Annotated in this window: 18 protein-coding genes; 6 read left to right on the top strand and 12 right to left on the bottom strand. The window is 54.9% G+C overall.

Annotated features, from left to right (window positions below):
• The first annotated feature begins 155 nt into the window (after positions 1-155).
• From dmul_RS05095 to dmul_RS05085, 3 genes are all read left to right on the top strand, one after another.
• Positions 156-644 carry a CBS domain-containing protein gene (locus dmul_RS05095; RefSeq protein ID WP_020876997.1) on the top strand — a complete coding sequence of 163 codons (489 nt, stop codon included), beginning with the start codon at positions 156-158 and terminating at the stop codon, positions 642-644.
• 152 nt (positions 645-796) lie between these two features.
• A complete protein-coding gene (locus dmul_RS05090; RefSeq protein WP_020876996.1) occupies positions 797-1,351 on the top strand; it encodes a CBS domain-containing protein in 555 nt (184 codons plus the stop codon).
• Positions 1,352-1,407: 56 nt separating this feature from the next.
• Positions 1,408-2,895: an SLC13 family permease gene (locus tag dmul_RS05085; RefSeq protein WP_020876995.1), complete on the top strand. Its 1,488-nt coding sequence runs from the start codon at positions 1,408-1,410 to the stop codon at positions 2,893-2,895.
• A gap of 166 nt (positions 2,896-3,061) precedes the next feature.
• Here dmul_RS05085 and dmul_RS05080 read toward each other — a convergent pair whose 3' ends face one another.
• From dmul_RS05080 to dmul_RS05070, 3 genes are all read right to left on the bottom strand, one after another.
• The gene (locus dmul_RS05080) at positions 3,062-3,493 is read right to left on the bottom strand and encodes a response regulator (RefSeq protein ID WP_020876994.1); all 432 of its coding nucleotides are present in this window, start codon (positions 3,491-3,493) and stop codon (positions 3,062-3,064) included.
• A 285-nt stretch (positions 3,494-3,778) separates the two neighbouring features.
• Positions 3,779-5,206 (bottom strand): hypothetical protein, encoded by a 1,428-nt coding sequence (locus dmul_RS05075; protein ID WP_020876993.1) that lies wholly within the window; start codon positions 5,204-5,206, stop codon positions 3,779-3,781.
• Between the two features lie 133 nt (positions 5,207-5,339).
• On the bottom strand, positions 5,340-5,618 hold the full coding sequence (locus dmul_RS05070; protein ID WP_234979137.1) for a Smr/MutS family protein: 279 nt from the start codon (positions 5,616-5,618) through the stop codon (positions 5,340-5,342).
• Between the two features lie 111 nt (positions 5,619-5,729).
• Here dmul_RS05070 and plsY point away from each other — a divergent pair, with 111 nt between their 5' ends.
• Positions 5,730-6,344 carry a glycerol-3-phosphate 1-O-acyltransferase PlsY gene (gene plsY, locus dmul_RS05065; protein WP_020876991.1) on the top strand — a complete coding sequence of 205 codons (615 nt, stop codon included), beginning with the start codon at positions 5,730-5,732 and terminating at the stop codon, positions 6,342-6,344.
• A 10-nt stretch (positions 6,345-6,354) separates the two neighbouring features.
• Here the strand turns inward: plsY and ispH are convergent, their stop codons facing one another.
• From ispH to dmul_RS05050, 3 genes are read right to left on the bottom strand one after another with little or no spacing between them, the layout of a single operon-like run.
• Complete coding sequence (ispH, locus tag dmul_RS05060) at positions 6,355-8,091, bottom strand: 4-hydroxy-3-methylbut-2-enyl diphosphate reductase (RefSeq protein ID WP_020876990.1); 1,737 nt, start codon at positions 8,089-8,091, stop codon at positions 6,355-6,357.
• A 3-nt stretch (positions 8,092-8,094) separates the two neighbouring features.
• The gene (locus dmul_RS05055; RefSeq protein WP_020876989.1) at positions 8,095-9,021 is read right to left on the bottom strand and encodes a ParB/RepB/Spo0J family partition protein; all 927 of its coding nucleotides are present in this window, start codon (positions 9,019-9,021) and stop codon (positions 8,095-8,097) included.
• The gene (locus dmul_RS05050; protein ID WP_020876988.1) at positions 9,014-9,778 is read right to left on the bottom strand and encodes a ParA family protein; all 765 of its coding nucleotides are present in this window, start codon (positions 9,776-9,778) and stop codon (positions 9,014-9,016) included. Before dmul_RS05050 ends, dmul_RS05055 begins: the two co-directional genes overlap by 8 nt.
• An 85-nt stretch (positions 9,779-9,863) precedes the next feature.
• On the opposite strand from dmul_RS05050, the gene dmul_RS05045 reads away from it, so the two are divergent.
• Complete coding sequence (locus tag dmul_RS05045; RefSeq protein WP_159449713.1) at positions 9,864-11,504, top strand: M48 family metallopeptidase; 1,641 nt, start codon at positions 9,864-9,866, stop codon at positions 11,502-11,504.
• On the opposite strand, the gene fusA is transcribed toward dmul_RS05045, so the two are convergent.
• From fusA to dmul_RS05015, 5 genes are all read right to left on the bottom strand, one after another.
• Positions 11,470-13,503 (bottom strand): elongation factor G, encoded by a 2,034-nt coding sequence (gene fusA, locus dmul_RS05040; RefSeq protein WP_020876986.1) that lies wholly within the window; start codon positions 13,501-13,503, stop codon positions 11,470-11,472. The two genes, dmul_RS05045 and fusA, sit on opposite strands and share 35 nt — an antisense overlap.
• Positions 13,504-13,620: 117 nt before the next feature.
• Complete coding sequence (locus dmul_RS05035; protein WP_020876985.1) at positions 13,621-14,148, bottom strand: O-acetyl-ADP-ribose deacetylase; 528 nt, start codon at positions 14,146-14,148, stop codon at positions 13,621-13,623.
• A gap of 13 nt (positions 14,149-14,161) precedes the next feature.
• Complete coding sequence (locus dmul_RS05030) at positions 14,162-14,665, bottom strand: FmdB family zinc ribbon protein (protein WP_020876984.1); 504 nt, start codon at positions 14,663-14,665, stop codon at positions 14,162-14,164.
• A gap of 109 nt (positions 14,666-14,774) precedes the next feature.
• Complete coding sequence (locus dmul_RS05025; RefSeq protein ID WP_020876983.1) at positions 14,775-16,061, bottom strand: DUF190 domain-containing protein; 1,287 nt, start codon at positions 16,059-16,061, stop codon at positions 14,775-14,777.
• A 480-nt stretch (positions 16,062-16,541) separates the two neighbouring features.
• Positions 16,542-18,209: an electron transfer flavoprotein-ubiquinone oxidoreductase gene (locus dmul_RS05015; RefSeq protein ID WP_020876982.1), complete on the bottom strand. Its 1,668-nt coding sequence runs from the start codon at positions 18,207-18,209 to the stop codon at positions 16,542-16,544.
• 402 nt (positions 18,210-18,611) lie between these two features.
• On the opposite strand from dmul_RS05015, the gene dmul_RS05010 reads away from it, so the two are divergent.
• The gene (locus tag dmul_RS05010; RefSeq protein WP_020876981.1) at positions 18,612-19,220 is read left to right on the top strand and encodes a DUF3786 domain-containing protein; all 609 of its coding nucleotides are present in this window, start codon (positions 18,612-18,614) and stop codon (positions 19,218-19,220) included.
• A gap of 98 nt (positions 19,221-19,318) precedes the next feature.
• Here the strand turns inward: dmul_RS05010 and tkt are convergent, their stop codons facing one another.
• Entirely contained in the window at positions 19,319-21,343 is a 2,025-nt protein-coding gene (gene tkt / locus dmul_RS05005; protein ID WP_020876980.1) for a transketolase, read from the bottom strand.
• Between the last annotated feature and the right edge of the window lie 20 nt (positions 21,344-21,363).

Below are 21,363 nucleotides of genomic sequence, written 5' to 3'. Positions count from 1 at the left end.
ACGTCCGCCCGAAAACGGTCTTTTACGGCCATATCTTCATATTTCAGCATTATTTCAACAGATTGATAGAAATCAACCTCTTGGTTTATATTATGGTATTATGTTTGCAGTGCTATAACACCTTTTCAACAAAAACGAGCGGAGAATGCTCACGGATGCGTTCCAATCGAACTATCGAGAACTTTATGCATCCCCTGCATCATTACTACGCGATCCAAGGGGATGAAAATGTCGGAGACGCCCTTCACTTGATCGCAAAGGCTGCATCGAAGGGTAAGATGCCCTGCCTCCTCGTAATCGGAAAAAACCGGCAAGCCAGGGAAACCGTGATCGGATCCCTGTCGTCCCGAGAGATCGTCTTCGGAATCATGGGTCATTTTCTGAAAAGCGCCGGAAAAATCGGCCCGATTCTCTGGGAGGGTCGCCTGGAAACAGAAATGCCGACAGCGGCTTCAAGACGAGTGGCCGACATTATGACCCCCGTTTCGGCCTGCATCGGCGGTTCCCAGGACATTATGGAGGCCGTCTTTCTGCTGAACAAGCACCGAGCCACTTTTCTGCCCGTAATCCGGCAACAGGAGGTCGTTGGGGGCATCCATCTGGATGATATCCTGAATCGATTTATTCAGATGGTGTCCCTTTAACCCTGGAAAGCATATACACAGTAATTGATGGATGCCCCACTGGGACGGCAGGTATCCGCCAATGTGAGATAAGAGTGCTGTCCCCGAAACGCCGGTCGCCCCGGAAAGCCGCTGGTCAAACATTTTGAAAACACTCACCAAGGAGGTTTATTGTGAAAACCCAATTCGTTAAAGACTTGATGGTTCCGCTTTCGGAATATGCCACCGTATCCAAAGACGCAACGTTGGCCGAGGCCGTGAAAGCGTTGAGAGACGCCCAGAAGGTATTCGACCCAAACAAATACCGCCATAGAGCTATCCTGGTGTTGGACGAAAAGAAAAACGTCATTGGAAAACTCAGCCTGATCTGCATCCTTCGGGCCCTCGAACCCAAATATGATGAAATGATATCAGACAAGCGGCCGATGCACCTCGGCTTCACACGCCAGTTCCAAAAAGCCATGCTGGAACAGCTGCGGCTTTGGGAAGCACCGCTCAAGGACATCTGCAAGAAAGCGGCGGATATCAAGGTTGAAAATTTTATGGTGAGGCCCGACGAAGGGGAATGTGTCGAAAAGGACGCCTCTCTGAACGAAGCCATCCATCAGTTTGTCATGGGACACCATCAATCCCTTCTGGTAACGGAGGACAAACGCATCATCGGCATTTTACGACTGACGGACGTATTTACAAAGATCAGCGACATGATCATCGCCTGCAACATTTAGGTCTGAACCCATTGTATTGACAGACAAGGCATATTGCTAAAACAGGAGGAATATTTATGGCAAGCGACGCTGCGGCAGTACCAAATGCAAACAGCACCAACTGGAAAAAGATTCTGTTCATTCTGCTCGGTGTATTTCTGTTCATGATCGTTTATTACTCCCCCATGTGGCCCGATGCCGTCGATCCCACCGGCAAGGCGTTTTCCCTCAGCAAGGAAGGCAAGGGCGCCATCGCCGTATTCCTGCTGGCCGGCACCTGGTGGGTGTTCGAAGTGGTTCCCATCGGCGTCACGAGCCTTGCCATCGGCGTTCTCCAGGTGCTGTTCATGATCCGGCCGGCCAACGTCGCATTCAAGGATTTCATGGACCCGTCGGTTCTCTTCATCTTCGGGTCCATCGTCATCGGTCTGGTTTTCACCAAAACCGGGCTGACCCGCAGGCTTGCCTATAAGATGCTGATGATTGTCGGCGAAAAGACAAGCATGATCTACCTGGGATGCTTTTTCGTCACGGCCGCCTTGACGCACATCATGGCCCATACGGCGGTGGCGGCCACCATCTATCCCCTTCTCGTGGCCATATACTCCCTCTACGGCGAAGGCGACAAACCGACCAAGTTCGGCAAAGGGCTTTTTATGGGCATGGCCTATGTCGCCGGCGCCGGTTCCGTCGTTACCCTCCTGGGCGCGGCGCGAGGGGCCGTGGCGTTGGGATTTTTCAAGGATATCATGAAGCAGGAGATCGGATTTTTCGAGCTCTCCTACTACATGTTTCCAGTGGGATGGCTCATGGTTGCGCTGCTCTGGGGATTTTTCATGATCGTTTGCAAGCCCGAGAAGAAAACCATCCCAGGGCTCAAGGATCGGGCCAGGAAGCTGAACGCCGATTTGGGGAAAATCACGAAAAAAGAGATTGTCGCCGCCGTTATCGTCGGCTCCGTTATCCTGATATTGGGGGCTTCGGCCGTCATGAAAAGCGCCATTCCCGGATTTGTTCCGCCCGACAAAACCGGCATCATCCTGATCTCCACCATTCTTTTCTTCGTCTTCGGCATTCTCGACATCAACGACCTGGAGGAGATCCCCTGGAACATCATTCTCCTCTTCGCCGGCGCCATGAGCATCGGTTTCTGCCTCTGGGAGACGGGCGCCGCCGAATGGCTGGCCATCAACTGGCTGACCATCTTCAAGGAGTCCAACTGGTTCGTCTTCGTGATGGGAATCGCCTTCTTCGTCATGATTATGACGAACTTCATTATGAACGTGGCCGCCATCGCCATCTCGCTGCCGGTGGCTCTGGTCATCGCGCCCTATCTCAACGTGGCCGGCGAGGTGATCCTTTTCGCCTCACTGGTCGTGGCCGGCATGCCGTTTCTGCTTCTGGTGGGTGCGGCCCCCAACGCCATCGCCTACGACTCCAAGCAGTTCACAACGGGCGAATTCTTCCTTTACGGCATTCCGGCGAGCATCCTGCTGATGCTGTTGACGGGTTTTGCGGTATATATCCTGTGGCCTATCATGGGGATGTCGATCCGGCTGGGATAGCCGGCGCTCTCCCGGGGATTGTCTTTACGAATTCACTTTAGAAAATCGATAAGGGCTTTGCCGAATGTCATTCGACAGGCCCTTATTGACGTCTGTTCCGGATGTATGCGATCAAACCTGAAACAGGACACACCCATCCCTCTCATGCCGGATTTCCAACCGGACATCAGGTACGGCGGCTTGTAATCTCCTTAACCCGGGCCTCCAGGATCTTTTCCTCATGCTTGCGCTTCTTGGTCGCAGCTTCATCCACCTTGGCAATCAGCACATCCATGTCGCAGGGCTTCATAAGATAATCGAACGCTCCCAATTTCATACCGTCAAGCCCGGATTCAACGGTGGCGTGGCCCGTCAGCATGATGACTTCCACCAGCGGGAATTTCATCTTGATCTGCCGTAGCGTTTCGATACCGTCCATTTCGGGCATCTTTACGTCGAGGATGACGACCTCGATCTTGCTGTTCTGATCCAGTTTCTCGAGCGCCTCCTTTCCGCTGAACGCAGTGGTGATATCGATCCCTCTTTTTTCCAGGCGTTTGGTCATAGTTTCCACAAACGGGACTTCGTCGTCCACAAGCATCACAAATGCCATTGTCATCACCCTATCCTCCTGGTTGCTGTTAAGATTGAGATTGATATTTTTAGATTTATCTCTTTATTTTAAGGCGGATAACTTTCAGGAAAACAAAAAGCAATTCTCACGCCAAACGGACAATTTTCGGGACAACGTCCAACTGTCTGAAATAAAATAGCATCAAAACAGAGTTTTAACCATGGTCACGATAACGACCACCGTGGGTGTCGATTTTTTTTACAGGGTGTAAAAGAGACCCAAAACCGCCACAAGTCCATGCTATTCGACCACCTGGACGTTTTCAATGAATCAAGGCTCGATATCGATGGTCGGAAAGAGCCCTCGGGCTTCTCCACGGGGATAGGGCTGTATGATGTTGAACGAAATATTCTGTCCGGTCTGGGCATGTCCCTTGCCGTATTCGCCGTCAAAGAAAGCGCCGTTGGCTTCCAGTATATGCTGAATTCGATGCCGGAATGCGGCAACAAAGGCCTCGCCCGATCCTCGGAATTGCATGTTGCCGATGGAGATCTCATCCTTGATCTTCGAAAGCCGCTCCAGTGGAATGCTGTGGTCTTCAAGATCTTCCTGGGTCCGGATATATCCCCATACCAGGTGGTTTCCCGGAACGGTGACGGATTCGGTCAAATCCATAATCGTATGGGGCATGATGATGCTCTCGTCGCCGACGATCAGGGGAGCATCGGCTTTTCCCTGGAGGAACGAGTTGAAGCCCACGAAAACCTTTCTTCCCAGTTGGGCGTAGATAATGGTGGCGCCGTGGGCGGTCACGTTGAATCCCTCGAGACGTGAATAGCTGATATAACAGTTCTCCTGCGCATTGGCGCCCTCACCCAGCCACGCCTCCTCCAGAAACGCCCGCTGGGAAACCAGTACATTCCGGCTGATGTGATTTTTCCCTTTCCAGACACTGTACCGATTGATGGATGCCCCTTGGGGGATCTCCTTGATGGGAGAATCGAGGTGCACGACATCATAGAGTCGCTGAAAATCCATTTTGCGGTCTTCAGCGAAATCCATGAACATGCCCATGGCACCCTTTCCGGGAACAAAGGCGATATAACGGGTGCGTAACACATCCTGGGGAAAACGATAATTGAAATCGAAGATATCCTTGTTTCTGATCCAGACACGGCCCGATTCCACCTCGATATGGGACAACTCTCCGACTTGGACATAAGTATAGGTTCCCACCCGGCAGTCGTGAAGACTCGTGAGGTCGACCGTAGAGAAAGGTTCCAGAAAGCACCCCTCGATGGGCGACCCGTGAATGTTGGCGTAAGGCGCCGATGCGGAGTTCTTGATCAGGAACAATTCCAGTTTTTCGGGATTGTGGGAATAGTTGTGGACCAGTGTTTTGATGAGGAGGCTGTCCTTGATCCAGATGACCTCGTCGTCCTCGACGGTAACGGCGGTGCCGTTCACATCGAAGACATCCCCCTTCATTTTCAACTCATCACCACGGATGTCGCACTTGTACAGGATTGAGTTGTCGACCTTGCAACGCCCCAGAAAATAACTTCCGGCAAGGCTGGAATTGCTGAAATGGAAATGGATCGGATGATTGGACCAGATGCCGTAAAAGGCATAGAATTTAACCAGTTGATTTTCAGGAACCAGGTCACGGAGAAGTGCCCCGACCTCAATGGAAAATTCTCTCAGATTGATGTTCACACGATTGATGACACGATCCATCAGGTTTTCAAGCTTTTTCATGGCATCTCCTTCTGTTGTTCCAACAAACCTTTTGTCGCCTGGGGTATCGGATCGGTCCTGATCGGGAAAAAATCGGCTGAAGTCGCTCCAATGACAGGATCGGATTTGGCTGGATCGAAAACGATCTTCGGGATCATATCCGGGATTTCAGTTTAACCCGGGTGGCTCCCCAACCGCCGCTGTCCAGAGCCGCATCGCCGTACCATTCGACCATGGGATGCCGTTCCAGTATGGAGCGAACCCGCTGTCTGAGAATACCGCGGCCCTTCCCGTGAATGACCCTGACCGAAAAAATACCGTTCTGAATACAGGCCTCGAAATAGTCCTCCAGTAAATTAAAAACTTCTTTGGGCTGAAACGTATGCAGGTCCAGAACATCCTCTATGGGCATTGAAATGATACGGTCTTTCACGATTCGACCTTTTTTGCACAATTTTGTTGAATCCCCGCCTCGAATATCCTAAACAAATCCCATAATGTCGAAGGCGCTCTTCAATCCGAAATATCCGAAAAGAGGTTTTGCATGTCCATCGCCGATACCGTCTGTTTTCTGGTACTGCCGCTCTTCGCCTATGCCCTGGGGTCTGTTCCCTGGGGAGTCGTCTTGACCCGGACGTTCACCGCCGTGGATATCCGGACGTCGGGCAGCGGCAATATCGGCGCCACCAACGTGCGTCGAACCGCCGGAACAGCCTGGGGTATACTGACACTGGTCCTCGATGTCCTGAAAGGCTGGGTGCCCACATTTCTGGCCGTATACTTTGTCGGAACGGGCGGGATTTCCAAAGATCTCTATGTCGCCGTTGTGCTTCTCGCCGCTTTTACAGGGCATCTTTTCCCTCTTTACACGAAAGGCAAAGGCGGTGGAAAAGGCGTGGCCACCGCAGGCGGATGCTTTCTGGCGGTCTCGCCGGCGGCCGTCGCTGCGGCCGTTTCAATTTTTCTGCTGCTGATCTTCCTGACACGACGGGTATCGGCAGGATCTCTGGCTGCTGCGGCGCTGATTCCCGCAGTTCTCTGGAAATTCAACCACTCCCTCGTTTTCACCGCTGCCGGCGTCTTGGTTGCCGCAGGCATATTTATCCGTCACCGGGAAAATATCCGTCGCCTGGCGGCAGGTAAAGAGCCTCCCTTGTAATTGGGAAGCGTCAGCCGCGAAATCCGATACGCCATATCAGGGTGATCAGGCCTGCCAGGAGGAATTGTGACTCGGTTAAAAACTCCAGCCGAATCCCCGGGCGAATGTACGCCCGCCGATGAAACGCCATGACCACCGCCAGATAGATGGGGCAAAGAATCAGGGCCAGCGCCAAACCCGGCAGAACACCGAAGACCACCGACAGGAACAACATAACGAAGACAAAGAGCAGGATCAACCGCAGCAGAGCCAAGGTCTGCTTCTTTCCCAGCAGAATCGGTATGGTATTCTTTCCGACGATCTGGTCGCCCTGCATGTCCAGCACCTCGAAAAATGCCGTTCGAACGAAGACCATGGCTACGGACCAGATAAATGTAAAAATAGTGGCCCATGCGACGGTTCCGGTGGCGGCTAAAATGGGAAACAGGGCCGTCACCATGCCCCAGGCAAGCGAGATAAGAAGGGTTTTGGAGCCGGGAATGTCACGAATGGACCGATATCTGGCGTTGGGGACGCTGTCCGGGACGATCTGAAGATTGTAAGAAAGACCCATGAGCGTCATGATCAGCAGGAGAACGAAAGGCAATATCCCCATGCCGGCCGCCACGAAAAGCCCGATAGCCCCCGACGAAAGGGCCAGAAGAATCATCTTCGACTTGTGGGTTTCGAAAAAGACGGCCAGGTCGGGATTGTTGTATCGCGCCTCCCTCAATCCCGTGAGATTGTTCAGGGTGTGCATGGAAAGAACATAAAGGCTTGAAATCAGGATATATGGAAATGGGGTGCGGACATTTTGAAGCACCGAACAGGCATAACAAAGGGCACCGGCGCCGACGGCGATGTAAAGGTTGGTAGCGAGGGCGAAACGCTGAGCCATGAAGAGGCGACGCTTCCAGACTTTTTCATTTTCCAGGGGAAGGGCCTCGATAATCCGGTAAATCCGCTTGATGATCCAGTTGGGTGTGGAGGCTCCGGCGGTAATACCGATGTGTTTTACAGACCGCAGGAGTTCCATATCCAGATCGCTCTCGGTTTCGATATGGCACACCGGCTTACCCGCATCCTTTACGATCTCGACCAACCGCTGAGTGTTCCCGCTATTCCGGCCACCCACAACGATCACCGCATCGACCTCTTTGGCCAGTCGTTGGGTTTCATTCTGGCGCTGTTCCGTCGAGCCGCAGATGGTTTCAAAAACCTTGTAACCGGGATGATGCTTTTGGGCCCACTTTTTGACGGCCTCGAAGAAATGAACGTTCTGAGTGGTCTGGGCCACGATGATGGCCTTGTCGAACGCAGGCAGGGTATCCAGGTCGTGGAGCCTTCCCACCACGTGGCCGTTCGATCCGGCATATCCCAAAAGACCGATAACCTCGGGGTGATCCCGATCTCCGACGATAATCGAGGCGAAACCTTCCCGGGCATGCTTCTGAATGATGGCCTGGACCTTGATGACCCTCGGGCAGGTGGCATCGATAACCGTATAGCCGGCGGATTCGAGTCGTGTCTTGGTATCGGGTGGAACACCGTGGGCCCGGATCAGGACCGTCCCGGATCCTTTTTCGGGAATTTCATTCATAACCGAAATTCCCTTTTCATCCAGCAGCTTCAAAACCTGAGGATTATGGATCAGAGGACCGTAGGTATAGATCGGAGGGGGATAACGATGGGAGGCATCCAGCGCCATCTCGACGGCCCGTTGAACCCCCATACAGAACCCCGCGTTTCTGGCGACGGATATTTTCATCGATCAATCACCACCAAAAATTTCAAGAAGACGATCAAGATCTTCATCCGTATAGAACTCGATCATCATTTTGCCTCGACGTCCGCGACGTTTGATCTGGACCTTAGTGCCCAGTCTTCGGGAAAGGTCCTCCGCGACACTGGCGAAATAGATATCCTCGGAACTCGGTTCAGGGGATTCCGGATCTTTTTGAACCGCCTTCAGCCGATTGACCAAGATTTCCGTTTCCCGGACCGACAGGTCTTTTGTGATCACCAACTGAAATATATCCCGCTGATGGGCGGGGTTATCAAGACCTAAAACGGCTTTGGCATGTCCCATGCTGAACCGCCCCTCCACCATCGCCGATCGAATCTCCTCGGGGAGTTGCCGGAGTCTCAGAAAATTGGCCACGGCGGGTCGGCTCTTTCCCACGCGCACGGCCACCTGCTCCTGGTTGAGTCCGAATTCCGTCATCAAGCGGTGATAGGCGTCCGATTCTTCAATGGGGTTGAGATTCTCTCGCTGGATGTTTTCCACAAGGGACATCTCCAGAAGCCCTTCCGACGGCAGGCTTTTCACCACCACCGGTACCTGGGCCAGGCCCGCCATTTTCGCAGCCCGAAATCGTCGCTCACCGGCAATCAGTTCATACCCGCCCCCGCTCTCGCGAACCACCAGCGGTTGAATGATGCCCTGTTCCTTGATAGAAGCAGAGAGTTCCCTGAGGTCCTCTTCGGAGAACCGTCGGCGAGGTTGATACCGGTTGGGCAGAATCCGGTGGAGGTCACATTTGAAATATTTCCCGTCAACAGAGGGCGGTGATGAGGCCTCCATTTTGGGAATCAGCGCCCCCAGACCCTTGCCGAGTGCCATCTTTTTACGCTTCTTTGAAGATGTTTCGGATTGTCCCTCTGATTTATCTCCCAGCACGTCGCCGTTCTCAACCATCGATAATCTCTTTCGCCAAGGCAAGATAGCTTTTTGCACCCATGGAAGCAGCGTCGTATAGCAGAATGGGCTTCCCGAAGCTGGGCGCCTCCCCCAGCCGTACATTTCGGGGAATGCTGGTATTGAAAACGCGCTCTTTCCCTTTAAAATATTTCATCGCCTCCTCGGCGACCTGGTGGGAAAGATTGGTCCTTTTGTCGAGCATGGTCAGCAGAATGCCTAATATAGACAGGCCGGGATTGATGCCGGCGTTTATCAATTCCTTGGTCTGCAGGAGCTGCCCCAGACCCTCCAAGGCATAGAACTCACACTGCAGCGGAATCAGAAGCGTGTCGGCCGCCGCCATGGCGTTGAGGGTCAGGAGGCTGAGGGAAGGCGGGCAATCGATGATGATGTAATCATACCTGTCGGCAACGCTTCGGATGAGCTTTTTGAGGGAATGTTCACGCTCACGCTCGTTCATCATCTCCACTTCGAAGCCGATCAGCTCCACACGGGACGGCAGGAGGCTCAGGTTATCGATCTCGGAGCCAATGATGAGGCTCTCGGCATCCGCTTCGCCGATCAAACCATGATAGAGGGTTTTTGTCAGATCATTTTTGTCGATCCCCAGGCCCGTGGTGGCATTGGCCTGGGGATCGCAGTCTATCAAAAGCGTCCGTTTCTCCGACAAAGCCAAGGCTGCCGACAAATTGACGGCGGTGGTGGTTTTGCCGACCCCGCCTTTTTGATTGGCGATGCATATTATCTGTGTCATAATTATTTTATCCTACCATAATTGTTTATTTTTGGAAAGAAATGAGTTTAAAATGCCTAACGCTTTGATATTTAGGAAAAACAATTTGTTATCCAATCTTTTTCCTTTTTCCCAGCCCTTCTTTTCCGATGCCGGCAACCGTTTAGCGACCAGGAGCGACTCACGGCGCACCCCCTTGATTCGACGAATGCAGCCTTTCAGGGGACACATAAATGCGTTCAAAAAACAACTGGCGATTCTGACGGTTGTCATTATCGGCATTCAGAGCATTCATATCGGTTCCGCCGCCGGCATCACGATCCAGGAGGAGGAGACCCTCGGTAAGGAGTTCATGAAATTGGCCGTCCGACAATACCGACTCATCGATGATCCCGCCGTTGCAAGGTACGTCAACCGGGTCGGCCGAAAAATTCTGGCCCAGCTTCCACCCCAGCCGTTCCAGTACCGTTTTTACGTTATCCGGGAGGATGTCTACAACGCCTTTGCCGGACCGGCCGGCAATATTTTTATCAACAGCGGCCTGATCGAGGCTATGGACAATGAGGATGAACTCGCCGGTATTCTGGCCCACGAGATTACCCACGTCAAGGCGCGCCACATTAGCCAGAGAATCGAGCGGGCATCCCGGATTCAGTGGGCCACCTTGGCAGGCATGGTAGCCGGTATCTTCCTGGGCGTCGGGGGCGGCGCGGAAGCGGGCGGCGCGCTCACCATCGGATCGGCGGCCGCCACCCAGTCGGCATTTCTGGCCTACAGTCGCCAGGATGAAATTCAGGCGGACGAATTGGGTATCGATATCTTGACGGCCGCCGGCTACAGCGGTTTCGGTATGATGACCATGCTCAAGAAAATACGGGACAAGCAGTGGTTTGGTGCGTCGGACGTTCCCTCTTACCTGATGACGCACCCGGCTGTTGACGATCGCCTCGCCTATCTGGATACGTGGATCCAGGGCCATCCCGAGGCGCTGACGATCATAAAGCGACGCGACAACTCCGAATTCCGCCGGGTGCGAACCCGCTTGATCGCCGCTTACGGGAACCCTGCCCTGGCCCTGAAACAAATGGCCGCATCTCTTAAAATACATCCGGATGATGCGATGGTCCTCCACGGCTACGGCATTGCCCTGGCCCGAAACGATCGCCCCGGAGAAGGTATCGGTTTCGTCAGAAAAGCCCTGGAGAAAAAACCCTTTGACGCCGTCATGTTGAAGGATCTGGGGGAAATCGCCTTCATGGACGGACAGTACGACGCCGCCCGAAAGGCATTGGAAGGCAGCAAGGGTATCGATCCCAACGATTTTGAGACGTTCTTCCTGTTGGGACGAACGCAACTCGAACAAGGGGAGTATCTCCAGTCGTCGGAATCCTTTAAAACCGTTCTCGAAAAACAGCCCAACTCCATTCGGGCGCTCTTTTATCTGGGAGAGGCTTACGGAAAAGCAGGCAGAATGGGCGATGCCCATTATTATCTTGGACGCTACCACCATGCGCGGCGCGATTTCAAAAACGCCGCCTTCCATCTCCGTCAGGTGATCAAGCATTCCGAGGATCCCATCCAGAAAGCCGAGGCCGAAGAGTTGTTGTCCCAGGCAAAAAAGGAGCAGACCGAGGAGGAGAAGTCGAAGGAGGAGGCTCCCGCCGACAAGAATTCAAGAATCCGACGAAACCAGCGAAATCGGGAGACGCCCTTCAATTCCGATCAAAATGGGAGAACTGCATGGTAAAGGTGCCTCGACCCTGCGTCGCAGACCGGAGACTGGTGGAATATCCAAACATTCGCGCCAACGGCACGACGGCCTTGATAACCTGAACACCCCGCTGAACGTCAATGGCTTCGATCTTTCCCTTTCGGGCATTGAGATCACCGATGACCTCCCCCATGAAGGCTTCGGGGACAAGAATCTCCACCCTCATGATGGGATCTAACAGATAGGGAGAAGCTTTTGACATGGCCTCCTTGGTCGCCATGCTGGCACTGACCCGATAGGCCAGTTCGGTGCCCTGGGACTCCTTGTAGCCGCCGCCCAGAAGCACCGCTTCCACGTCCATGACGGGGTATCCCATCAACGAACCGCTTCCCAGCGATTCCATCACCCCGGCACGTACGGCCGGAATGAATATCTCGGGAATCTCTCCCCCGGTCATTTCCGATACGAACCGTACCCCGGCCCCTCGTTCCAGAGGCCGCAATTCGAGAAGGACCTCTCCGTAGTGATGCTGGCCGGCGATATCCTTGTCGAACACCACGGCGGCCCGGGCGGTCTCGGCGATGGTCTCCCGATAAACGACCTGGGGTTTGCCGACATTGACACTGGTGCTGAACTCCCGCATCATCCGGCTGATAATGATCTCCAGGTGGAGTTCTCCCATTCCCGACAGAATGGTCTGACCGGTGTCTTCATCCATCCGAACCCTGAGGGTCGGATCCTCGGCGACGAATTTGGCCAGAACCTGATCCAGTTTTTCCTGGTCCGAATGGGTTTTAGGCTCGATGGCAATGGAGATGACCGGTTCGTAAAATTCCATCTTTTCCAGAAGAATCGGATGATCGGGATGACAGAGGGTGTCGCCCGTCCCCGAATCCTTCAGTCCGACAACCCCGACGATGCTCCCCGGGCCGGCGGTGTCGACTCGCTCCCGCTTGTTGGCGTGCATCTTGAGAATGCGGGACAGTTTTTCCTTTTTGTTGAGGCTCGTGTTGAACACGTCGTCGCCGGACTTCAATTTCCCGCTGTAGACCCTCACATAGGTGAGCTTTCGTCCCTCCATCATGGATACCTTGAAGATCAGGGCTGCCAACGGTCTGTTTTCAAAGGGCAGACATTTCAACTCGTCGCCCGTCTGGGGGTTTGTACCGTGAATCGGCGGAACGTCCTCGGGGCTGGGCATGAAATTGACGATGGCGTCGAGAAGGGGTTGAATACCTTTATTTCTCAAGGCGGAGCCGCAAAGCACCGGCACCAGCGTCAGCGATGCGGTGGCTTTTCGGATCGCCGCCACCAGCTGGGCCTCGGTGATCTCCTGCTCCGACAGGTAGGCCTCCATGAGGGCATCATCGGTTTCAGCCAATGTTTCAAGCAGTTTTTCCCGATAGGCCTGCGCCGTTTCCAGAAGATCGGAGCTCACCTCGCCCTCATCGAACGTGGCGCCCAGATCATCGTTTCTCCATGTGATCTGCTTCATGCGAATCAGATCGACGACGCCGGAAAAGGTGTCTTCAAGACCGACCGGCAGTTGGAGCAACAGCGGTCGGGCGTGCAATCGCTCCTTCATCATCTCCACGGTACCGAAAAAATCAGCGCCGATCCGGTCCATTTTGTTGATAAAGGCCATCTTGGGCACATGATATTTATCGGCCTGGCGCCATACGGTCTCCGACTGGGGTTCGACCCCGCCGACGGCACAGAAGACCCCGACGGCACCGTCCAGCACCCGAAGGGATCGTTCCACCTCGATGGTGAAATCGACATGTCCCGGCGTGTCGATGATCTGGATATCCCGCCCTTTCCAGGGACAGGTCGTCACGGCCGACGTGATGGTGATCCCCCGCTCCTGTTCGTCGGTCATCCAGTCCATAACGGCCTCGCCGTCGTGGACCTCACCGATCTTGTGGGATCTTCCGGTATAATAAAGGATCCGCTCGGTGACGGTCGTCTTTCCGGCATCGATATGCGCGATGATGCCGATATTTCTGATATGCTCTATGCCGCTCTTCTTTTTCATCGTCTTCACTATCTGCCCGTTGGCATATGGATTCAGGGTCGAGAGGGACGCCGCCGAATAAGGAATTTTTAATAAACCAAACCCCCGGTGATGTCAAGGAGAGAGGCATCAGAACCATCACCGCGACGATTTCAGAAAGTCATCGTAAACCCTGCGGACATCTTCTGAAAAAAGTACAAAGATCACCCGCTTTGGATACGCGTTTCGCTCCAGAAAGCCCGCGACGGTCTCGACGGCAACCCGGCAGGCCGCCTCCAGGGGATAGCCGTATACCCCGCAGCTGACGGCAGGAAAAGCAACGGTGTCAAAACGTCGATCGGCCGCAATGGCGAGGGAATTCTCATAGCATCGTGATAGCAGCAGGGGATCCTCGGGGGATCCTTTGTAAACGGGCCCGACGGTGTGAATCACATACCTGGCCGGCAGGCGATACCCCTTGGTGATCCGGGCCTCCCCCGTGGGGCAGCCCCCCAGAGTACGGCATTCCGCCAGGAGTTCCGGTCCGGCAGCCCTGTGGATGGCACCGTCCACCCCGCCGCCCCCCAGAAGCGACCGATTGGCCGCATTGACAATGGCATCCACCGCCAGTTGGGCAATGTCGCCCGTCCGGACCTCCAGACGTTTCATAATTTCCGGTTTTATCATAGGACGCTCCTGATTAATCCGCCTTGAGATCATAAAGGGTCTCGTCCCGCCTGGGAGCGGTTCTGCGCCCTGCGGAGCCAACAATTTTCCTGCCTGTTGGAAGGAACGGCGCCTCATCTCCCAACAGGTCTCCCATTTCCGATTCGATGGCGTCCGGATCTTCGCCGCGCGCCATGCGCGCCAAGGCCTCTTCCATGCCCTGACCCAGTTGAAGACCGGTCATGTCGCTCAGTCGGCGCATCAGATCGGCTGCCTGCCGCGGATCGTTTTCATCGATTTTATCGGCTTCCTTTTCCAATGTCGCCAAGGCCTTGGCCATCCTGGCATCGTCAACGGGAAGGTCGTCCGTTTCATCTGTCTCCCTGGCCCTTCCCGTGAACGCGAACAGGGATACCTGACGCGTCAGCCGCCGGTTCTTGCAGTTGGGACAGGTCGGGCAGGTGGTGGTATCGATGGTTCTGCTGAAAAAACTGTAAATCGTGTGGCAGTCGCTGCAGTAGAATTCGTAAATCGGCATGTCAACCTCATCTTGCGGCATACATTGACGATATATTTCCCAACACTCCGGCAGCACGGATTCGCTCACAGCCGCGGGGGAAAAGATTCCTATGCCGGCCTCGGGCGGATCACAGCTTTTCTTTGAATCCCGCTCGAAGCACGGCTTCCCGATTGATCATCCCCCGGTAGATCCCCTCTTCATCCACCACGGGGAGACGTCTGATCTCTTTTTCGGTCATGATCTGGATGGCGTCTTCGATAAAGGCGTCCTCGCGGACAGTGATGATCTCTTTTTTCATCACATCCTTCGCCTTTCGTCGTCGGAGGCGATCCTGCAGGGCTTTCCCGTGCTTCCCTTTCTCGGTAAAACCGGCAAATCGGGTCAAATACTGCCACATACCCGGTTGGTCGTCGGAAAATGCCGACAGGAGATTCCGATCGGAGATCAAACCCTGCAGGTGTCCCGCCTCATCCACAACAGCTACCCGCTGGATATCGTCGTCATCGATCATGTGCAGCACCGCTTCCACCGAGGTGTCCGGCATTACAGTGTGGGTGTCCCGTCGCATGATATCGGAAACGAAATGGGCGTCGGTCAAAGTGATCTCGCTCTTCCGGATAGTTCCCCAGTCGGGGGATTCCCGGGCAATGGTCCGAAAGACATCCATTCGCGACACGATCCCGGTCAGCTTTCCCCAGGCATCGACGACCAGAAGACGTTTGACGTTTTTATCGAGCATCAGATTGACGCCGTCCGTCAGAAGCGCATCCTCCTGAATATGGACATCCGGCCGGGTCATGATGGCTTCGGCCGTCGTCTCCGAAAGGGATTTCAGGATCATGTCGACGATATCCGGTTCGGAACCGGCGATGAGAGCGAGCCGCATGGGCATACCCGCTCGGTAGATCAGGTCGGTCTGGGAGATAACGCCTACCGGGCGATCCTGGGCGTCAACCACCGGAAGACCGGTGAATGTTTCAGACAAAAGCAACCGGACCACCTGGTCCACCGGTGTTGTCGTGCGAACCCGTTTCGGGAAAGGGGTCATGACGTCCCGGATCTTGATCCGAGGCGGCAACAGTCGCTTTCTGGTCTTGTGCCAGTGGACATTGAGTTCCCGCACACCCACAATACCTTCGCAAACCATCTGCTCGAGCACATCCATGACCGGACTCAGCTCGGAGGCCGGCAGAATGATCTCGATTTTGAGCGGCAGGTTATGGGAAGGATCAACGCTGCTCTGACTTGCCGTCTCGCCGTCCTCGTAGCAGGCATCGGTACCCTTGGTGACCGTGCACCGAGCTGCTATTTTCAGGCTTCTGACATAGGCGAGAATTTCCTCATAAAGGATTTGACTGCGGCATCTTGCATTCTCACGGGTAAAGATTTCAATAACACGGTATCGAATGGTCATGTCATCTGCCTCCTTCCAAGCGAGTTGAGCCGCCGCCTACCCCGTCGGCATCATCCATCCCACCGGCCGTCACCCACCCGATCTTTGCCGTAATTCCCATTGGGCTTCGCCCTCTATCGCCTCTGGACCGCTGTCACCTGGATCCATGAGAGCTGAAACAGCCAATGGCGACGCCGTCTGCACGTCACCATTCCGACATGATGCGGATCGGCCGGAAAAGAATCTTTTGGATGACGACGACATTGAAACAGAAAAAAGAACGCTTCCACGCATGCCGTTCCCGATTCTTAACATAATGCAGGAAAGGGGCGGATTGAAGCATTCCCGGGTTGTGTTCTTCAGAAGATTCGCAGTTCACCTGAAGATAAATGCCGCCGGATTCCAACTCAGGGCTGCTCTATGCAATATGCCTGATGAGGTACGGGCATATTGTGCGATCGATGAATCGCCCGTTATGGGCCGCCACAGTCGACCGACGCATCAGACAAGGGTATATCCCGGCCCCTCGCCGCCTTCGGGACAGGTCCAGGTGATATTCTTATAAGGATCCTTGATATCACAGGTTTTGCAATGAAAACAATTTGAAGGATTCAGCTTGAGCTGCATTTTTCCGGTTTTCTCATCGGCCGCCATCTCGTAGACATTGCCTGGACAGAACCGGGTGCAGGGGCTCCCGTAGGTCGGGTAGCAGACCCGGACGCAAAGTTCCCGGTCATGAACGATCAGGTGGGACGGCTGATCCTCACGATGAAGTGTTTTGGAGAGATAGACGCCCGTCAGTTTGTCGACGTGCAGGGTCCCATCCAGGGATTTGGGGTCGACGCGCTCCGGAACGTCAACGCGATCCGCCGGTTGAAGGGTCCGAAAGTCCTCCTCCAGCGGCATAAAATCGCGAACGCCACGGCCGTGGGTAAGATATTGGGACCCCAGATATATCAGCTTCAAAAGCCCTTTTTTAGCCAGCCCCTGGGCGAAATTTCTCCCCTCGTACATTTCCTGTTCGGCCCAACTGCTCTTGAATCGTTGATGGTAGACCTGAAGGGTCTCAGCATCGAACCGTCCCTGCTGCAGGGCTGTCAGGCAGGCTTCAGCCGCCAGCATGCCGGATTTCATGGAAAGATGAATGCCCTTGAGCCCCGGGGTGTTGTGCATGGCCGCAGCACCGCCGATGAACAGGCCGCCGTCCGCAAACAGCCGGGGTATGGAGAAGTAACCGCCGGTGGAAACCGTACGGGCGCCCTGTTCAAGCACTTTCCCGCCCTTGATGATCTTCGCCACAAAAGGATGCTGCTTGAATTTGAGGAACTCTTCATAGGGATCGAGGAGTGGATTTTCATAGCAAAGCGCCGTCAAGTACCCCAAGGCGGCCCGATTATCCTTCATTTCATATATGAATCCACCCCCCGGAGGATTCAATCCCAGGGGATAACCCATCAGATGAATAGCGTTGGCCCGGCTCGTTTTGAAAAAATGGTCCTCGGGAAGCTGAATCACCTCTTTGATTCCGGTTTCATAGACCTGCGGCTCCCGATCCGAAAAAATACCCGGTCGCGCCGCGATATCCTGCATCAGGCTGCCCCGGGCCCCTTCTCCGAATACGGTCACCCTGGCCGTGAGATCGATGCCCGGTTCGAAATTGCTTTTGGGCTCCCCATTCTTGTCAAGCCCCTTGTCGCCGGTACGAATCCCTCTGATACAGCGACCGTCGGCGGTGTAAAGCACTTCCTTACCGGTAAAGCCTGGAAAAATGTTAACCCCCAGTTCTTCCGCAATCTCGCCCATCCATCGGGTGAAACGTGACAAACTGATGATATAATGCCCCTTGTTGTGCATCTGCCTCGGCACGAACGGGATTTGAAAGAGTCTGTCCGATGTCAGAAAACAGAATGCGTCATCCCGGACCACACCGTCCAAAGGGCAGTCCCGCTCGGCATAATCCGGTATCAATTCCTTCAAAGCGATGGGATTGAGAATCGCCCCGCTCACGGCATGGGCGCCGATTTCAGCCCCTTTTTCAATCAGGGCGACCTCCAGTTCCATATTGTTCTCTCGGGCCAACCGCATCAGTCGGATGGCTCCGGCGAGACTTGCAGGCCCGCCGCCGATAAACACCACGTCAAACGGTATCTCTTCGTGTTCCACGTTCATATCGTTATCACCTTAACTGTTCTATTCGGGTTGGATGGGATACATCAGTCGCCGATGGGGACCGGGAAGGCATTTTTTGATCTCGCATCGGCTCAAAAGATATCACTGCCAAATATCAGCCAAAATATGTTACAAACTCCCACACAAAATACAAGGGAAAATTGACCGGGCCGGCATCTTGACTGTTTGGACGGGAAATCTTCCGCTGAATTCGTCCGGGATCGGAAGTTGACATGTTATCTGCTCAACTGTCGACTTTCATGATGGTGACCGGATAGCGGTGCCGGCACATGAAAGTCGACAGTTGCGGTATCTGATCCGGTTTTCGGTGTTCAGGGTCCGTACCGTCGCCATCGCGAAAGCCGGACGTTGAATGATCTAAATGGGATGGAGGAAAGGATCATGAAAGACAATTACGCCGTCATCGTTCAGACCCATATTGATGCGCTTTTCAAAAATTCCAACGCTGCAAGGGAACTCGCCGAGCAATTGCCCGGCGCTGTCGACGGCACCGGCGTTCGTTTTTCAGCTTTTGGTGAACCCTGCCGCATCGGACCGGAGGGTATTTTCCTGTCGGGCGTCAAACAGGAAGGGCCGCTGGGCATTATTATCGCCCTTTATGCCCGGTCGGCCAATCCCGGCGCCATGGTTATGACGCCCTTCCGGGCCTTCAAGGATTTTCCGGGCAGCATGCCCTATGTGGGCGCCTTCGCGGCCTACACTCAGGAAGCTCTTGTGCCTTTTGTGGAGGCCGTTCGCACCCACATGTCCGACATCGTGGAAGCATTGGGCGGAAGCACCGCCGTGGACGGTGTGGGGGGCGATTTCGCCTTTCAGGTGATGCCGCTGCCGAAAATCGCCCTCTGCTACATCTTCTATGAGGCCGACGAAGACTTTCCAGCCTCCGTCACCTGCCTCTTTTCCGCCAACGCACTTGATTTCATCCCCATGGACGGTCTTGCGGATACGGGAGAATACACCACCCGGAAAATCATCCGCATACTGGGCTGAGAAATATCTTCCGGCAAAATCCCCGCCAATCCGAAAAAGGCGGGCATGTCAAGGCGGAGGAATCACCTCCGCCTGTTCCGCCGCAGAAAGGGTTTTGCCTATCGGTTCAGGAGCGCCAGCGCTTTCTGGACGACGTTTTCCACCGTGAAACCGTAGCGCTCCAACACCAGGCTGCCGGGCGCGGAAGTGCCGAAGGTGTCGATACCGATGACGGCGTCGCGGGCACCGACATACCGTTCCCATCCCATGGGCTGGCCGGCTTCCACCGCCAACCGCGTCTTGACCTCCGGTGGAAGGACCTGATCCTTGTAAGCAGCGTCCTGCTTTTCGAACAACTCCCAACTCGGCAAGCCGACCACCCGGGATTTGACGCCTTTTTCCGCCAGCACCTTTTGGGCTTCAAGGATGAGATGGACCTCGGCGCCGGTGGCGATAAGAATAATATCCGCCCGCCCTTCACAATCCAACAGGATATATCCGCCGGCGGCAAGGCCGGCGGCATTCGCGCAGGTTTTCCGATCGATCACCGGCAGTTTCTGGCGGCTTAGAATCAGCGCTGTGGGACCCGCGCCATGGGTCATGGCAATGCGCCAGGCTTCCCGCGTCTCATTGGCGTCTGCCGGTCGGATCACCGTAAGCCCTGGAATGGCCCGAAGACTCATCAGGTGCTCCACCGGCTGATGGGTCGGGCCGTCTTCACCCACGGCCACACTGTCGTGGGTGAAAACGTAAGTAACCGGTATCTTCATGAGGGACGCCAATCGAATGGACGCCCGCATATAATCGGCGAACACCAGGAAGGTGCCGCCGAAAGGCCGGATGCCGCCGTGAAGCGCCAAACCCGACAGAATCGCGCCCATGGCATGTTCCCGAACTCCGAAACGGATGTTCCTGCCGCTGTAAACGTTTTTCTGGAAGTCTGCGGCGCCGTCGATGTGAGTCTTGTTGGAAGGTCCGAGATCGGCCGAACCGCCGATAAGGTTGAGAATCCGTCCCGCCAGTCCGTTGATAACGCGCCCCGACGCCGAACGGGTCGCCACGGGACCGTCCGCCGCTGAAAAGGCGGGAAGGTCGGCGTCCCATCCTTCAGGCAACGTTCCGGTGATCATTTCGTTCCATTCCCGAGCCGGTTCGGGGTGGGCCGTCGCATAAGCATTGAAGGCTTCGAGCCATTTCATCTGGTGGGCCTGACCCCTGTCGACACATTTCCGAAACACCTTCAACGGATCTTCCAATACGCAGAAGCATTTGTCCTCCGAGCATCCCAGATTGATCTTGGTAAGTCGAACCTCCTCCTCCCCCAGGGGTGCGCCGTGGGCGTCGGCGGTATCCTGCTTGTTGGGGCTGCCGTAGGCGATGTGAGTGCGCAACAGGATCACCGAAGGCTTTTCGGTCTCGTCCTTGGCCGCTGTCAGTGCATTACGGATGGCATCGACATCGTTGCCGTCCGCCACGCGCTGCACATGCCAGTTCATGGCTTCGAACCGGAGTGCCGTATTCTCGGTGAAGGCGAGGTCGGTGCTTCCCTCTATGGAAATCCTGTTGTCGTCATAGATACAGATCAGCTTCCCGAGCCCGAGATGACCGGCCAGGGAGGCGGCCTCATAGCTGATCCCCTCCATCAGATCGCCGTCTCCGCACATGACATAGGTATGGTGATCAACGATGGTATTGCCTTCTCGGTTGAAGCGGTCGGCCAGAAACCGCTCGGCCATGGCCATGCCTACGGCATTGGCAATCCCCTGTCCCAGGGGTCCGGTGGTGGTTTCCACCCCCGGCGTATGGCCGTATTCAGGGTGTCCCGGCGTTTTGCTGCCCCACTGTCGGAAATTCCGGATGTCCTCCAGGGTCACATCGTAGCCCGTCAGGTGCAAAACGCTGTATAGCAGCATGGATGCATGCCCCCCGGAAAGCACGAACCGATCCCGGTCAGGCCATTGTGGGTTTTTGGGGTTGTGCTTCATTACCTGGGTCCACAAAACATAGGCGGCGGGAGCCAAGCCCATAGGCGCTCCAGGATGCCCGGAATTGGCTGCCTGAACAGCATCCATGGAGAGGGTGCGAATGGTGTTGATGCACAGTTGATCGTTGATGGCGCGGCATTCCGCCGATGGTTGGTTCATTTTGATTGTTTCTCCTTGAT

Origin of the sequence: Desulfococcus multivorans (assembly GCF_001854245.1) — a bacterium.
Classification (GTDB): domain Bacteria; phylum Desulfobacterota; class Desulfobacteria; order Desulfobacterales; family Desulfococcaceae; genus Desulfococcus; species Desulfococcus multivorans.
This window is presented reverse-complemented; position numbering and strand designations above follow the sequence as displayed.

Coding starts and splice junctions, on each gene's coding strand:
- dmul_RS05095 (WP_020876997.1), top strand. CDS start 156: ATGCGTTCCAATCGAACTATCGAGAACTTTATGCATCCCCTGCATCAT.
- dmul_RS05085 (WP_020876995.1), top strand. CDS start 1,408: ATGGCAAGCGACGCTGCGGCAGTACCAAATGCAAACAGCACCAACTGG.
- dmul_RS05080 (WP_020876994.1), bottom strand. CDS start 3,493: ATGACAATGGCATTTGTGATGCTTGTGGACGACGAAGTCCCGTTTGTG.
- dmul_RS05075 (WP_020876993.1), bottom strand. CDS start 5,206: ATGAAAAAGCTTGAAAACCTGATGGATCGTGTCATCAATCGTGTGAAC.
- plsY (WP_020876991.1), top strand. CDS start 5,730: ATGTCCATCGCCGATACCGTCTGTTTTCTGGTACTGCCGCTCTTCGCC.
- ispH (WP_020876990.1), bottom strand. CDS start 8,091: ATGAAAATATCCGTCGCCAGAAACGCGGGGTTCTGTATGGGGGTTCAA.
- dmul_RS05055 (WP_020876989.1), bottom strand. CDS start 9,021: ATGGTTGAGAACGGCGACGTGCTGGGAGATAAATCAGAGGGACAATCC.
- dmul_RS05050 (WP_020876988.1), bottom strand. CDS start 9,778: ATGACACAGATAATATGCATCGCCAATCAAAAAGGCGGGGTCGGCAAA.
- fusA (WP_020876986.1), bottom strand. CDS start 13,503: ATGAAAAAGAAGAGCGGCATAGAGCATATCAGAAATATCGGCATCATC.
- dmul_RS05035 (WP_020876985.1), bottom strand. CDS start 14,148: ATGATAAAACCGGAAATTATGAAACGTCTGGAGGTCCGGACGGGCGAC.
- dmul_RS05030 (WP_020876984.1), bottom strand. CDS start 14,665: ATGCCGATTTACGAATTCTACTGCAGCGACTGCCACACGATTTACAGT.
- dmul_RS05025 (WP_020876983.1), bottom strand. CDS start 16,061: ATGACCATTCGATACCGTGTTATTGAAATCTTTACCCGTGAGAATGCA.
- dmul_RS05015 (WP_020876982.1), bottom strand. CDS start 18,209: ATGAACGTGGAACACGAAGAGATACCGTTTGACGTGGTGTTTATCGGC.
- dmul_RS05010 (WP_020876981.1), top strand. CDS start 18,612: ATGAAAGACAATTACGCCGTCATCGTTCAGACCCATATTGATGCGCTT.
- tkt (WP_020876980.1), bottom strand. CDS start 21,343: ATGAACCAACCATCGGCGGAATGCCGCGCCATCAACGATCAACTGTGC.